The following is a 13,340-nucleotide window of genomic DNA, read 5'->3' as shown; positions in this document are numbered from 1 at the left end:
AGAGGCGCTACTTCAGGTCATAGCCAACGAACGGCAGGAGGGCGAGGTGGCGCGCGTACTTGATCGCCTTCGCAATTCGGCGTTGCTGTACCGCTGTAACTCCAGTGAGACGCCGAGGCAGGATTTTGCCTTCCTCGTTGATGAAGTTCTGAAGCAGAGCAATGTTCAGGTAGTCAACGTAACGGCTACGCCCTAAGGGATTGGGGCGCCGACGAGCTTTGCGTTTGCGAACGGTGACAGCCATGGTCTACTCCTGTAAGGTCTCTTGCTGCCGTTGGAGTTGTTTCTGCTGGCGGAGTTGCTCCGTCTTCTGGAGTCGGCGCTGGAAGCGCTCAACACGACCGGTGGTGTCGACAAGGATTTGCTTGCCAGTGAAAAAGGGGTGACTCTTGGAGTCAATCTCCAGGACCAGCCGGTCACGCTTAGCGCACGAGCGGGTGACGAACGTAGTCCCATCGGTCATCACGACCTCAACCGGGCGGTAGTAAGGGTGAATGCCCTTCTTCATTGGCCGTCCTTCTGAATGTCCAACGTGTCTACTTCGCTCAGGTCATTGACGCGGACGAAGCGCTTGAGGAAGCGAATCGTTCCGCGCTCAGATCGGTACCCCTTGATGACCTGCACCATGACGGGGCCCTTTCCTCGCTGTTCTGCCTTCCGAACCTTGTCGGCAAAGCTCTGTACTTTCGCCATGGCCAAATCCGCAGTCTCAGAGTTACGGCTGACTGCAAAATTACGCCCTAGGTCGTAGATGCTCCATCGGGAAAGAGCCCTTCCGGGGTTGCGTAATTTTGCGAGCCTTATAGCAGGCCAGAGTAATGGGTTCACGCTACCGCAGCTACCAGCGAATTGCCGACTTGCCGAAGCTCGTCGGAGAGGAGGTTACCTTGAGAGGGTGGATTGCAGACCGCACGGATAAAGGGCGGCTTCAGTTCCTGCGCTTTCGGGATGGCTCGGGCTTCTGCCAGTTGGTCGTCTTCCAGCCTGAGGTCATCCCGGAGGTCTTTGCGGCGGTGAAGGAGGTGACACAAGAATCTTCGGTCATTGTCCGAGGGATCGTTCGCCGAGATGAGCGGGCCATAGGAGGATATGAGCTCCAGGTGCGAGATTTCCAGATTCTCCACCTCTCGCGTGGCTATCCTATCACGCCGAAGGAGCATGGCGTGGAATTCCTCATGGAGCATCGCCACCTGTGGCTCCGTTCGACACGTCAGCATGCTATCATGCGGGTTCGGGCGGCGGTTATCCGAGCCATCTGTGAGTTCCTGGATGCGAATGGCTTCGTGCGAATCGATGCTCCAATCTTGACTGCCAATGCTTGCGAGGGGACGACAACGCTCTTCGAGCTAGACTACTTCGACCTGGGCAAGGCTTACCTTTCCCAATCGGGCCAGCTCTACGCGGAGGCTGCAGCAATGGCCCACGGCCGGGTCTACACTCTGGGGCCCACCTTCCGAGCTGAGCGCTCGAAGACTCGCCGCCATTTGACGGAGTTCTGGATGGTGGAGCCAGAGGCAGCCTTCTTTGACTTGGAGGACGACATGGACCTGGCCGAAGACTTGGTTGAGTACATCGTACAGTACGTGCTGCGCCACTGCGAGCAGGAGCTGAGGACACTGGGGCGGAACCTATCGATGCTAGAGAAGGTGCGGCGTCCATTCTATCGAATCAGCTACACCGAGGCCGTGGAGATTGTGCGCCGCAAAGGGGTCAAGCTCCACCGGAAATTGCCCGATGGGAGCGAGGAGCTCGTAGACTTTCCATGGGGCGAGGACTTCGGTGCACCCCAAGAGGATGCTATCATGGAGGAATTCGACAAGCCTTGCATCATCCATCGGTATCCTGCGGCTGTGAAGGCTTTCTACATGAAGCGAGATCCGGAAAACCCTGACCTTGTCCTCGCCATGGATATGTTGGCTCCTGAAGGTGGAGGGGAGATCATCGGAGGCAGCCAGCGGGAGGACGACTACGATGCACTCCTCCAGCGCATCCGCGAGCATGGCTTGCCGGAGGGGGCGTTCCAGTGGTATCTGGACCTACGCCGCTACGGCTCGGTACCCCACAGTGGCTTCGGGCTTGGGATAGAGCGCACGGTCAAGTGGATCACCGGTGCCCAGCATATCCGGGAAACGATTCCGTTCCCGCGAATGTTGTACCGTATTGTGCCATAAGCATAGCAGTGCGAGAATGCACTATCGAGCACTTCTGAAAGCTGAAGGCCTCCAGTCTGGGACGATAACGGGGGAGCAGAACCGGGATTCTGGAGCCGAAACCGTCGTTTGGGACTTGAAAGACCTCTATCCGGGAATTGACTCCCGCGAGTTCCGCTCTGACCTCGAGGAACTCCCGCAGCGGGCAGAAGCCTTTGCCCAACGCTGGCGTGGGAAATTCGCTACAGCGACCGAAGAGGAAGTAGAGGCTCTGCTCCGCGAATATGAAGCCCTGCTGGAGACGAGCTCTCGGCTCAATAGCTACGTGTACTTGCTGTGGTCGACTGACACGGGGAACCCACAGCTTGGCGCTCTCTTGCAGCGAGTTAGGGAGCAGAGCGCGATTGCAGAGCGCGCTCTGGTGTTCGTGCCCCTGCAGTGGATACATGCTCCGGAGGACTTCCAACAGCGTATCCTGAGCTCACCTCGCATTCGACGCTGGCGGCATTGGCTGGCCCATACCCTCCAGTTCCGGCCATACACCTTGGAGGAGGCAGCGGAGGAGGTGCTGGTACTGAAGGAGACAACCAGCCGCTTTGCTTGGATTCGACTCTTCGATGAGCTCACCAGCGGTGCCGTCTACACCTTAGATGGCAAGCCATACCAGCAGCAGGAGCTGCTGGCGCTCCTCCACCATCCCGACCGAGAGCTGCGGCGTCGCGCTTCGGAAGCCTTCACTGAAGGCCTGCGTGCGAATGCTCGACTCCTAACCTTCATCTTCAACACGCTCCTGGCTGACTGGCACACTACGGTCGTCCAACTCCGCGGCTATCCCCACTGGTTAGCTCCGCGGAACCTGGAGAATGAGGTCAGCGACTCTACTGTTGAGGTACTCATCCGCACCGTTGTTGAGGGCTACGAGCTGGTGGAGCGCTATTACACGCTGAAGCGTCGGCTCCTCCAGCTGGATCGGCTCTATGAGTGGGACCGTTATGCACCGCTGCCGGTGGGATTACATCGGTGGCACTGGCGCGAAGCCTCGCAGATTGTCCGCCAGGCGTACTGGGACTTCTCTCCAGAGTTCGGCCGCATCGTTGACCGCTTCTTCGAGCAGGGCTGGATTCATGCTGCTGTCACCCCGGGCAAGCAAGGAGGGGCTTACGCTGCTCCTACGGTGCCATCGGTGCACCCGTATGTCTTCCTCAACTTCACAGGTACGACTCGGGATGTGCTGACCCTTGCCCATGAGCTCGGGCATGGGATCCATCAGTACCTCTCGCGGCAGCACAGCGTCTTGCAGACGCATGCGCCGCTGACGCTGGCGGAGATGGCCTCAACATTCGGAGAGATGCTCGTCTTCCAGCGGTTGCTGCGCCAGACCGATGACCGCCGGGCTCGATTGGCGCTGCTCCTGGGCAAGCTGGATGACCTCCTGGCGACGGTCTTCCGGCAGGTGGCGATGAACCGCTTTGAGGATGCCATCCACCGCCAGCGTGCGACGAAAGGGGAGCTGACGACCGAGGAGTTCTCTGCCTACTGGATGGAGACACAGCAGGCCATGTTCCGAGGCAGCGTGGAGCTGACGCAGAACTACGCTCTCTGGTGGAGCTACATTCCGCATTTCCTCCATACACCCGGCTACGTCTACGCCTATGCCTTCGGCGAGCTACTAGTCCTGTCGCTCTACGAGCAGTACCAGCGCAAGGGAGAGGCGTTCTTACCGCGCTACTGCGAGCTGTTAGCTGCTGGTGGTTCGGAAGCTCCTGAGGTTCTGCTCCAGCAGTTCGGGATTGATGTCACACAGCCGGCCTTCTGGCGCCAAGGGTTGGCCGTCATTGAGCGCTTCATTGCCCAAGCGGAGGAATGGAGCTCATCGTAACGGTGCACCACATGCAGCAGTACGCCGATCAGCAACGCCGTGCTGGACGGCGTATCGCTGTGGTCCCAACGATGGGCTACTTCCACGAGGGGCACCTCAGTCTCATGCGGCGTGCTCGGCAGCTTGCCGACGTGGTCGTTACGACCCTCTTCGTCAACCCCACGCAATTCGGCCCAGGCGAGGACTACGAGCGGTATCCACGCGATCTGGAGCGCGATCGCCGGCTGGCAGAAGAGGTCGGCTGCGACGTGCTCTTCGTCCCCAGTGTGGAGGAGATGTACCCAGGAGGCTACACGACTGTGGTTAGCGTCCGCGGCATCAGCGGCAAGTTTGAAGGCCGCTTCCGGCCTGGACACTTCGAGGGCGTAGCCACGATCGTGCTGAAGCTCTTTCTAGCGACGAAACCTCACGTGGCGATCTTCGGGCAGAAGGACTGGCAGCAGACGTTAGTCGTTCGGCAGCTCGTGCGGGACCTCAACGTGGATACCGAGATCGTCGTCGCACCGACGGTTCGGGAGCCGGACGGCCTGGCAATGAGCTCTCGGAACGTCTACCTATCAGCCGAGGAGCGTCAGAAGGCAACAGTACTCTACCGTGCCCTGCAGCGCGGACGAGAGCTCGTTCTGCTCGGAGAGCGCCGACGACAGGCAATCGTTGAGACGATGGAGCGGGAGCTCCTCACCGTCCCCGAGCTGCAGGTGGACTACGCTGCTGCTGCCGAGGCGTACACGCTGGAAGAGCCGGACACGTTCAGCCCGGGCCAGGAGCTCGTCCTCCTCGTCGCTGCTCGGCTTGGGACGACGCGCCTCATTGACAACGAGCTCGTCCAAGTACCGCTGTTGGAGGGGCAGCGTGGCTGAACGGATTGCTGTCTTCCCGCTACCGACTGTGCTGCTACCGGGCGAGGTGATACCGCTCCACATCTTCGAGCCTCGGTACAAGCTGCTGGTGCAGCGGGTTTTAGATGGCCGGGAACGGATGGGGATCAATCTGCTGTGGCAGGGTCGTTTCTACGGAGTTGGCTGTGTGAGTGCTCTGCGAGAGGTTTTCCGCCGCTACCGTGATGGGCGCATGGACATTGCCGTTGAAGGAGTCCAACGCTACCAGACACTCAGCCTAGACGAGCGCACGCACCCATACTGGACGGCCGAGGTGGAGTGGCTCCTCGACGAGGAGGATACTGCCCCCGACGAGCTGCGGCAAGCATGTGTGGAGCTCTATGCTCGGTTCCTGCAGCTTCTCCGTGGGACGACGCCAGATGTAGAGGAGCTGATCCTAGCAGATAGTCGCCAAGCCGAGCCCCTTTCATTCTTCATCGGCCGACAGCTTGGGCTAGAGGTCCTCCAGCGCCAGCACCTCTTGGAGCTCCGTTCCGAGCGCCAACGGTTGGAATGGCTGCGGGCACACCTGGAGCGTCTCCTCCCCCGACTGGAGCAGTTGGAGCTCTTCGTGCGTCGTGTGAGGAGCAACGGGCATTTCCGGTAAGTGTACGATAACGCTTGCAGCCTTCGTCTTTCCTGCGGAAGTCTTCCGGCGGAGCGTTGGAAGGTACGATGAGGCGCCAGATCCTCATTGCAGAACTCCTCAGCGAAATCCGTGTTGCGGTCCTGGAGGATGGGAGGCTGACGGAGCTCTGGATTGATGTCCCGGACCGGGAACGGCTTGTGGGAGCCATCTACTTGGGACGGGTAAAGCGGATCGTGAGAGGCATCAACGCAGCGTTCGTAGACATTGGACTGCCGCAGGATGCTTTCCTGCACTTTTCCGATGTGGCGGAGTCAGTAGCAGAACTGACGGCAGCCATTCAGGAGGAAGGACAGGAGGAGTCGGCCTCTAGTACACCTGCAGCACGGCAGAGGATCCGCTCCGGACGAGAAAACGGCAGTCCACCGAGCTACCCTGTCTTCCAGACTCGACGGGCTGGCAAAGTGGTCATCCCTCTGGAGGCAGGGCAGAAAGTGCTTGTGCAGGTGATGCGTGATGCCTACGCGGAGAAGGGGGTCCGTGTGACGACTCACGTCACCATCCCAGGGCACTACGTGGTGCTGTCACCTTTGGGCTCTGGGGTTGGAGTCTCGCAGAAGATTACCGACGAAGAGGAGCGCCGTCGCCTCCGGCGGGTTGTACGCTCAGTGCTGCCAGAGGACTACGGCTGCATCGTCCGGACGGCAGCCCAGGGACAGAGCCCTGAAGTCCTGCAGCAGGAGCTCAAGTGGCTGCTGGCGGAATGGCAGCGCATTGAACGGCAGGCACGCACTCGGAGGGCACCACAGCTCCTTCGCCCCGAGGACCCCATCTACATTGAAGCGATGCGGGAGTTCCTCTCCCCAGAGGTAGAGCGCATCCTGGTGGATTCCCGGCCCATTTACAACGCCCTCCGACAGTACCTCAAGCGAGTTGCTCCAGGATTCCTGCCTCGACTGGAGCTTTACACGGACAAGGAATCACTATTCGACCGCTTCGAGATCGAGTCGGAGGTGGCTCGCCTCTACCAGCGCCGGGTCCCGCTGCCTAGTGGCGGCTCGTTGGTAATCGATCACACAGAGGCAATGACCGTCATTGACGTCAACGCTGGACGTAGTCTCAGCGATCCGAGTCAGGAGATCAATGCTCTACGTACGAACCTCGAGGCAGCGCGGGAAATTGCTCGCCAGGTGCGGCTGCGGGATATTGGCGGAATTGTGCTCGTAGACTTCATTGACCTCCAGCAGGAGAGGCATCGGCAGCAGGTCTATGAAGAGCTCAAACGCGAGCTGGCGCGTGACCGCGCTAAGACGGTCGTCTACCCGATGACCCACCTAGGGATGCTGCCATTCACCCGGCAGCGCGTTGGGCGAAACATCCTGGAGAAGCTCACCGAGCCTTGTCCGACATGCCAAGGGAGTGGACGCCTCTACGGCAGCGTCGTTGTGCTCAACTCCCTAGAGCGATGGCTACGGAACTTCCGGACACACACCCGGGAATGGCGGGTACTCGTCCGGGTCCACCCGACGGTAGCACGTCAGCTCACGCAGGGAATCTTCTCCCGGCGTCTGCGGCTCATGCTGCGCTATCGCGTCTGGCTGCGCGTCCAGCCCGAGCCACGTTTGCCGATGGACCAGTTCCGATGCTTCTCACTGCGCCGGCAGCGTGATGTCACCGACGAGTACCGCTCCTGATGCGCACCATTACCATCTTGGGCTCCACCGGCTCCATCGGGCGGCAGACCCTGGAAGTGCTCCGTCAGTGGCCTGAGCCATTTCGCATTGGCTACCTCGCAACCCACTCCAACGTAGAGCTTCTGGCCGAACAGGTCCGTACTTTCCAGCCTGCAGGCGTGGTGATTGTGGATGAGCAAGCCTGGAAGGAGTTCCGCCGCCAGGTTCCGTTCCCGGGGCCAGTCCTCTGCGGCTTTGAGGGGCTACAGGAGGCTGCGGCAGAGAGCAGCAATGGTTTGGTTGTCGTGAGCTTAGTCGGAGCTGGCGGCATCCTTCCAACTCTGGCAGCGCTCCAGGCTGGGATTCCCGTTGCCTTGGCCAACAAAGAGGTGCTCGTCAGCGCTGGCCACCTGGTGATGCGCGCAGTCGAAGAGCACCGCGTCCCCTTGCTCCCGATCGATAGTGAACACAGCGCCATCCTACAGTGCCTCCAAGGCGAGCCAGACGGGAGTGTGGAGGAGCTTGTGCTGACGGCCTCTGGCGGCCCCTTCCGCACGCTGCCGAAGGAGCGCTTGGCGGAAGTCACAGTTGAGGAGGCGCTGCGTCACCCGAACTGGCAGATGGGTGCCAAGATCACGGTGGATTCGGCAACGCTCATGAACAAAGGGCTGGAGGTCATCGAGGCCCATTGGCTCTTTAGGATGCCGCTGGAGCGCATCCGCGTCCTCATCCATCCGCAGAGCATCATCCATGCATTGGTGTACTTCCGAGATGGCTCGGTCAAAGCGCAGCTTTCGCTCCCGGACATGCGTATCCCGATTGCCTATGCCCTCAGCTACCCGCAGCGGCATCCGTTGGCCCTGCCACGACTGGACCTTGCAGCCCTCGGACGCTTGGAGTTTGAGGAACCCGACACCGAACGTTTCCCTTGCCTGGGGCTGGCTTTGGAGGCGTTGCGGCATGGTGGTTCTGCACCGGCTGTCCTCAATGCTGCCAACGAGGTCGCCGTGGCGGCCTTCCTTCGGGGAGCAATCCGCTTTGTGGACATTCCTCGACTGGTTGAAGAAGCTCTAGGGTACTTCGACGTCCTGCCGCACCCGACACTGGAGCAGGTGCTGGAGATAGACCGTCAGGCGCGGCTCTTCGTCCATGCACTCATTGCCGATGGAACACCGACGTCAGTTCCATAGCGTAGGAACAGCCCCGTGCAAGAGCTCATCTACTTCCTGGCCACTATTGCCATCATCGTGACGGTGCACGAGCTGGGGCACTTCCTAGCGGCTCGTGCGGTGGGGATCCGTGTGGATGTGTTCTCGATTGGCATGGGTCCTCGGTTGTTTGGATACATGCGTGGTCTCGGGTGGCGCTTTGGGCCGCTCCCTCCAGGGTGGCTTGGCCGAGGCGCAACGGACTACCGCTTCTCCCTCTTGCCCATCGGTGGCTACGTCCGGATTGCCGGTATGGTGGAGGAAGACCCGGAAGCAGGCGATTCCTCACCGCGGCCATGGGAATTCCGGAGCAAGTCCTTCTGGCAGAAGGCGCTGGTGCTCTCCGCTGGCGTCATCATGAATGTGCTCACGGCCATTGGCATCTTCGCGGGTCTGGCGCTCCTCAGAGGAGGGCAAGAGTGGAAGACGACAACCATTGCCTACGTACCGCCAGGCTCCTTCGGTGCTGAGCTGGGCCTCCGGGACGGCGACCGTATTCTTGCCATTGACGGGATGGAGGTGAGCTCCTGGAACGAGGTGTTGGAGCGACTCGTGTCCACGGATTTCCGGGGCGAGGAGCGGGTCATTGAATTGGAGCGCCCTGCTGGTGGGGAGCGCCATCGGCTCAGCATCCCAAAGTCCACGCTCCTCTCGCTGCTGGTCAGAGAGCGCGAGCTAGAGCTCTTTCCAGACCCAAGCCGTGTTGTCGTCTTGGCTACAGACGCCCTTAAGCCCGCGGGACGTGCTGGGCTTACGGCCGGGGATACCTTGCTGGCGCTGAATCAGCAACCGATTGTTGCCACAACCCAGTTCGTGCGGCTCGTCCGGGAGCATCGTCAGCAGGAGTTCACGCTGCTGTGGAAGCGTGGTGCAGATACCTTAAGTGCCCGGCTCCGGCCGGATGCTGACGGCAAGATTGGTGTCCAAATCACGACCGTCTACACAGGCCCGAAGCAGACCCTCACGTACAGCCTGCCCCAGGCCCTTGGCATTGGGGTGGAGAGCTCCCTGCGTGTCGTAGCTGGCTTCTTCTCGGCAATTGCTGCCATCTTCCAGGGCAAGCTCTCCGTGCGGGAGACAATCGGTGGGCCGGTCCAGATTGCCCGCTTAGCGACCGAACAGGCCCGCGTGGGAGTGGAGGCCTTCCTGCTGTTCGTGGCTCAGCTCTCTGTCATGCTGGCCTTCATCAACCTGCTTCCGCTGCCGGCGCTGGATGGTGGACATCTGGTCATCGCTGCAGTTGAGGCACTCCTGCGGCGTGAACTGCCTGTGCGGCTGAAGCTCACGATTCAGCAGATCGGGGTTGCGTTATTGGCGATGCTCATGTTGTTCGTGCTGTGGAACGACCTGCGGCGATGATGCGGATTCTGGTGACCAACGACGACGGTATCGAGGCCCCCGGTCTCCATGCCTTGGCCGATGCGCTCCGCCCGTTGGGGGAGGTGGTGATCGTTGCCCCTGACCGGCAGCAGAGCGCCGTCGGTCATGCCGTAACCGTCAGCGAACCGCTTCGGGTAGTGCCCTTCCGGCTTGATGGACGCTCCGTCGGTTACGCTGTCAACGGCACTCCAGCCGATTGTGTCAAGCTGGCGGTCACCACGCTTCTGCCGTGGCGGCCCGATGTTGTGGCCTCCGGCATCAACCATGGGCGCAACACCGCGGTCAACATCCTCTACTCAGGCACCGTCTCGGCTGCCACAGAAGGGACGCTGCTCGGCATCCCCTCGATCGCCTTCTCGCTGGACACGTACGAACTCGAGGCCGATTTCACTGTTGCCGCTTTTGTAGCCCGCTACTTGGTGGAGCATCTGCCCCGGCTGGGGCTCCCTCCGGGGACACTGCTGAACGTCAACATCCCCGCGCTCCCGCTGGAGCAGATCCGTGGTATCCGCATAACGCGGCAAGGGACTTCGGTCTGGCGCGATTGGTACGAACGCCGTCGTGATCCTTGGGGACGCGAGTACTTCTGGCTGGCTGGCGAGTACCTCTTGGCCGATTCCGATCCCGATGCCGACGATGTTGCTTTGACGCAGGGCTACGTCTCCGTTACCCCTATCCGCTACGAGCTCACCGACACAGCGCTACTGCCGCATCTGGAGCGTGTCCTCGGAGGGCTCATCCCGCTGCCGATGTCCCACACGCCATGAGAGGCCCATGGAGAAGCTGCGCAGCACGAACCCGCTCGACTACGAGATTCTGATCCGTCGCCGAGGCGAACGCGACTACGCTGCCTACTGCCCGCAGCTGGCTTACATGGTCAAAGGCTCCAGCCACGAAGAGGTGGAAGAGCGCCTGCGGCAGTACATCCAGCAGTGGATAGAGCAACTCCAACGCGAGGCTAGCTCACCGACCGAGACCGAATCTCCCTCTACCTAACCCCCTTGCGGATTCGAAGGGTACGCTGAACGACGTGCAGTCAATAGCAGTGCGGCTTACAGCAACATGGCTAAGAGCAGCGCCTGCGAGGCTCTCGGGGAGCATAGCTGGGGAATTGGACTCGTAGATGTAGGAAACGGCGTAGGGTGCCGCTGCGGCGTAGGCATGGGATGAGGAAGGCTTTGCGGTGGCTGGGCTGCAATGTGGGTGGAGGTGAGAGGGTCTCGAGCTGGGGGTGTGTCGGGCACTTCGAGAAGGTGTCAGGAGGAGTCGCAAGTGCGTGCTTTCGCGTTCGGTTGGCAGTCAGCGGAGCTCGGCTAGCGCCGGTAGGACTACCCTCCGAAGAAGGCTCGGATGCGCTCGCGGCGGTAGGAGAAGATAAAGTCCAGCGAGCGGGCAACCCAGACGGCGTGGAGTAGGCGTCCCAAGGGACCAAAGGGCAGGATGTAGAGGACCTCGTCAATGAGGCGCGTCCCGCCGTTTTCTGGGATGAAGCGATGAGTGTGGTGCCAGAAGCTATATGGGCCGCGGAGCTGGACGTCTACGAAGCAGTGGGGTGGATCGTAGACCGCGATGTAGGTCGTCCAGCGCACAGGCAGCCCCAGGAGGCGGATCGTGTAGTCAATGAGAGCCCCTTGGTGCATTGGGACGGGTGATGGGGTCAAGAGCCGGAAGCCCAGTTGGGGCGGCGTGATGAGGCTGAGGTTCTCCGGGCGCTCGAAGAAGGGGAAGACCTCCTCTAGCGGTTTCGGCACCCATTGCTCTCGGTAGAGGCGGTAGAGCTTCATCGGTCTTGCTCTGCCTTGTGTCTGTGGCACGGCTCGTAGAGACGATGGAGCAGGCGGCTGGCGTAGAGCGGGCCGGCAGGTCTGTCAGCCGTCCGGGGGCCATCCGAAGGGGCCAACGGCGGAGCGGACGTAGGTAGGATACCCGGGGGCATAATTTTGCTGCCAAGCGGAAGGTCGGTATGGTCTCTTCGATGCCGAGGCTCCGCGGGGTGGCAGCGACAGCGCGGAAAGGGACGTGGAGGTTCGTGCTCCTCTTAGGGCTTGTCAGCCTGTGCGCGGACGCTACCTACGAAGGAGCGCGGAGCATTGCTGGCCAGTACCTCTCGCTGCTGGGAGCAAGCGCGACTGCTGTCGGTATCGTGGCCGGAGTCGGAGAGTTCCTGGGGTACGGCCTCCGGCTCTTCGCAGGGGTGGTGGCAGACCGGACGGGACAGTACTGGGCAATCACGCTACTGGGGTATGCGATCAACGTCTTTGCAGTCCCTGCGCTAGCGCTGGTGGGGCACTGGGAGGTGGCAGCAGCGCTACTTCTGGCGGAGCGGTTCGGAAAGGCAGTGCGGACGCCTTCGCGAGACGCACTGCTGTCATACGCAGCTCCACCAACAGGCCGAGGAATTGCATTCGGCCTCCACGAGGCACTGGACCAGCTCGGGGCACTATTAGGGCCACTCCTCATAGCGTTCGTGCTACAGATGGGCGCGGGGTACCGCTGGGGATTCGCTGTGTTGGGACTGCCGGCGGTCCTTACCATGGTGGCGCTACTGGCGGCGCAGCGCCACGCTCCGGAGCCGTATCGCGAGGAGAGGGGGTATGGACTGGCTCCAAGGAGCTTGTCGCGCCGTTTCTGGCTCTATGTGCTGTTTGCTGCTGCCGCAGCCGTTGGATTCCCACACTTCGTGCTGGTGGCATACCACGTTAAGATGCAGGGGCTGCTCGCCGAGCCGGCAATTCCACTGGCCTTCAGCATCGCGATGGCTACGGATGCTGTAGCCGCACTCCTTGCTGGCAGCCTATACGATCGCGTGAAACTACAGCTGCTCTTCCTCGTGCCCGCCCTCACGGTCTGTTCAGCAGCGGCTGTCGTAGCTTCTGAGCCGCTTGGAATCTGGGTGGGGATTGGGCTTTGGGGGATTGTGCTGGGAATTCAGGAGTCGGTCATGCGGGCGGCTATTGCCGACGTAGCCCCGAATTCGTGGCGGGCGAGTGCCTATGGGGTTTTCAATGCTGCGTACGGGGCTGCGTGGATGCTCAGCAGCAGCGCGATGGGATGGTTGTATGACCGGGGAGGAATCGACGCCATCATGCCTCTCGTCTTGGCAGGACAGGCTGCGGCTGTTGTCTTCCTAGCGGCGACAGTAGCCAGCACCCGCCGCTCTGGAACGAACGGTCTGACACGTTCCGTTAGCTGATCTCAACTGCAGAAGTCTACGTCTGCGGTGGGGCTGAGGGAGACTGAGAGCGCCAGTGATGGCCGAGGAAGAGGACGAGCAGCGTGATGGCTGTCAGCGGCAGTACGAACCCTAACACAGCGGCCTCTACGTCACGCACCCAAGGATAGCCGAGCGCACTCGTGACCAGGTAGCCGGTGTAGAGGGCGTAGTACGCCAGGAAGAGGCCACCTTCCCAGCGCTCGATCCGCCGGTTCGTGTAGAAGATCGGCAGACAGGCGATTGCTGTGGCAAGCATGATTGGCAAGTCGAACGACTTCACAGAGGGCGGCACGGGGATGCCACCGGGTGCCAGAGAGGCCGATGCACCCAAGATGAGGAGCAGGTTGAAGAGGTTGCTGCCGACGACGTTCC

15 protein-coding genes are annotated in these 13,340 nt (G+C 61.2%); 10 read left to right on the top strand and 5 right to left on the bottom strand.

Annotated features, from left to right (window positions below; translation table 11 throughout):
* Positions 1-7 precede the first annotated feature (7 nt).
* Genes rpsR through NZ960_04910 form a run of 3 tightly spaced genes read right to left on the bottom strand, consistent with a single transcriptional unit; the run spans position 8 to position 693 of the window.
* The gene (rpsR, locus tag NZ960_04920) at positions 8-244 is read right to left on the bottom strand and encodes a 30S ribosomal protein S18 (GenBank protein MCS7176948.1); all 237 of its coding nucleotides are present in this window, start codon (positions 242-244) and stop codon (positions 8-10) included.
* 3 nt (positions 245-247) lie between these two features.
* Positions 248-508, bottom strand: a complete 261-nt coding sequence (gene rpmE / locus NZ960_04915; protein MCS7176947.1) for a 50S ribosomal protein L31 — start codon at positions 506-508, stop codon at positions 248-250.
* Positions 505-693 (bottom strand): hypothetical protein, encoded by a 189-nt coding sequence (locus NZ960_04910; GenBank protein ID MCS7176946.1) that lies wholly within the window; start codon positions 691-693, stop codon positions 505-507. Before NZ960_04910 ends, rpmE begins: the two co-directional genes overlap by 4 nt.
* Positions 694-818: 125 nt before the next feature.
* Between NZ960_04910 and asnS the strand changes: the two genes are divergently transcribed.
* The 9 genes from asnS to NZ960_04865 all read left to right on the top strand — a co-directional run bounded on the left by asnS (position 819) and on the right by NZ960_04865 (position 10,750).
* Positions 819-2,171, top strand: a complete 1,353-nt coding sequence (gene asnS / locus NZ960_04905; GenBank protein MCS7176945.1) for an asparagine--tRNA ligase — start codon at positions 819-821, stop codon at positions 2,169-2,171.
* 16 nt (positions 2,172-2,187) lie between these two features.
* Complete coding sequence (locus NZ960_04900; protein MCS7176944.1) at positions 2,188-4,029, top strand: M3 family oligoendopeptidase; 1,842 nt, start codon at positions 2,188-2,190, stop codon at positions 4,027-4,029.
* The gene (gene panC / locus NZ960_04895) at positions 4,014-4,889 is read left to right on the top strand and encodes a pantoate--beta-alanine ligase (GenBank protein MCS7176943.1); all 876 of its coding nucleotides are present in this window, start codon (positions 4,014-4,016) and stop codon (positions 4,887-4,889) included. Before NZ960_04900 ends, panC begins: the two co-directional genes overlap by 16 nt.
* Entirely contained in the window at positions 4,882-5,514 is a 633-nt protein-coding gene (locus tag NZ960_04890; GenBank protein ID MCS7176942.1) for an LON peptidase substrate-binding domain-containing protein, read from the top strand. The genes panC and NZ960_04890 overlap by 8 nt, the downstream gene beginning before the upstream one ends.
* A gap of 68 nt (positions 5,515-5,582) precedes the next feature.
* Positions 5,583-7,187 (top strand): Rne/Rng family ribonuclease, encoded by a 1,605-nt coding sequence (locus NZ960_04885; protein MCS7176941.1) that lies wholly within the window; start codon positions 5,583-5,585, stop codon positions 7,185-7,187.
* Positions 7,187-8,356 carry a 1-deoxy-D-xylulose-5-phosphate reductoisomerase gene (locus NZ960_04880; protein MCS7176940.1) on the top strand — a complete coding sequence of 390 codons (1,170 nt, stop codon included), beginning with the start codon at positions 7,187-7,189 and terminating at the stop codon, positions 8,354-8,356. The genes NZ960_04885 and NZ960_04880 overlap by 1 nt, the downstream gene beginning before the upstream one ends.
* A 15-nt stretch (positions 8,357-8,371) precedes the next feature.
* Positions 8,372-9,733 (top strand): RIP metalloprotease RseP, encoded by a 1,362-nt coding sequence (gene rseP, locus NZ960_04875; protein MCS7176939.1) that lies wholly within the window; start codon positions 8,372-8,374, stop codon positions 9,731-9,733.
* Entirely contained in the window at positions 9,712-10,521 is an 810-nt protein-coding gene (surE, locus tag NZ960_04870) for a 5'/3'-nucleotidase SurE (GenBank protein MCS7176938.1), read from the top strand. The genes rseP and surE overlap by 22 nt, the downstream gene beginning before the upstream one ends.
* A gap of 7 nt (positions 10,522-10,528) precedes the next feature.
* On the top strand, positions 10,529-10,750 hold the full coding sequence (locus NZ960_04865) for a hypothetical protein (protein ID MCS7176937.1): 222 nt from the start codon (positions 10,529-10,531) through the stop codon (positions 10,748-10,750).
* A 332-nt stretch (positions 10,751-11,082) separates the two neighbouring features.
* On the opposite strand, the gene NZ960_04860 is transcribed toward NZ960_04865, so the two are convergent.
* Positions 11,083-11,538 carry an SRPBCC family protein gene (locus NZ960_04860; protein MCS7176936.1) on the bottom strand — a complete coding sequence of 152 codons (456 nt, stop codon included), beginning with the start codon at positions 11,536-11,538 and terminating at the stop codon, positions 11,083-11,085.
* 191 nt (positions 11,539-11,729) lie between these two features.
* Between NZ960_04860 and NZ960_04855 the strand changes: the two genes are divergently transcribed.
* Positions 11,730-12,947, top strand: coding sequence for an MFS transporter (locus NZ960_04855; GenBank protein MCS7176935.1), 1,218 nt, complete (start codon positions 11,730-11,732; stop codon positions 12,945-12,947).
* Between the two features lie 16 nt (positions 12,948-12,963).
* Here NZ960_04855 and NZ960_04850 read toward each other — a convergent pair.
* On the bottom strand, positions 12,964-13,340 hold a 377-nt coding region (locus tag NZ960_04850), incomplete at its 5' end, for a sodium:calcium antiporter (GenBank protein ID MCS7176934.1).

Source organism: Candidatus Kapaibacterium sp., assembly GCA_025059875.1.
Taxonomy (GTDB): domain Bacteria; phylum Bacteroidota; class Ignavibacteria; order Kapaibacteriales; family HRBIN21; genus HRBIN21.
This window is presented reverse-complemented; position numbering and strand designations above follow the sequence as displayed.

Coding starts and splice junctions, on each gene's coding strand:
- NZ960_04865 (MCS7176937.1), top strand. CDS start 10,529: ATGGAGAAGCTGCGCAGCACGAACCCGCTCGACTACGAGATTCTGATC.
- NZ960_04885 (MCS7176941.1), top strand. CDS start 5,583: ATGAGGCGCCAGATCCTCATTGCAGAACTCCTCAGCGAAATCCGTGTT.
- NZ960_04855 (MCS7176935.1), top strand. CDS start 11,730: ATGCCGAGGCTCCGCGGGGTGGCAGCGACAGCGCGGAAAGGGACGTGG.
- rpmE (MCS7176947.1), bottom strand. CDS start 508: ATGAAGAAGGGCATTCACCCTTACTACCGCCCGGTTGAGGTCGTGATG.
- NZ960_04900 (MCS7176944.1), top strand. CDS start 2,188: ATGCACTATCGAGCACTTCTGAAAGCTGAAGGCCTCCAGTCTGGGACG.
- rpsR (MCS7176948.1), bottom strand. CDS start 244: ATGGCTGTCACCGTTCGCAAACGCAAAGCTCGTCGGCGCCCCAATCCC.
- NZ960_04880 (MCS7176940.1), top strand. CDS start 7,187: ATGCGCACCATTACCATCTTGGGCTCCACCGGCTCCATCGGGCGGCAG.
- asnS (MCS7176945.1), top strand. CDS start 819: ATGGGTTCACGCTACCGCAGCTACCAGCGAATTGCCGACTTGCCGAAG.
- panC (MCS7176943.1), top strand. CDS start 4,014: ATGGAGCTCATCGTAACGGTGCACCACATGCAGCAGTACGCCGATCAG.
- NZ960_04910 (MCS7176946.1), bottom strand. CDS start 693: ATGGCGAAAGTACAGAGCTTTGCCGACAAGGTTCGGAAGGCAGAACAG.
- NZ960_04860 (MCS7176936.1), bottom strand. CDS start 11,538: ATGAAGCTCTACCGCCTCTACCGAGAGCAATGGGTGCCGAAACCGCTA.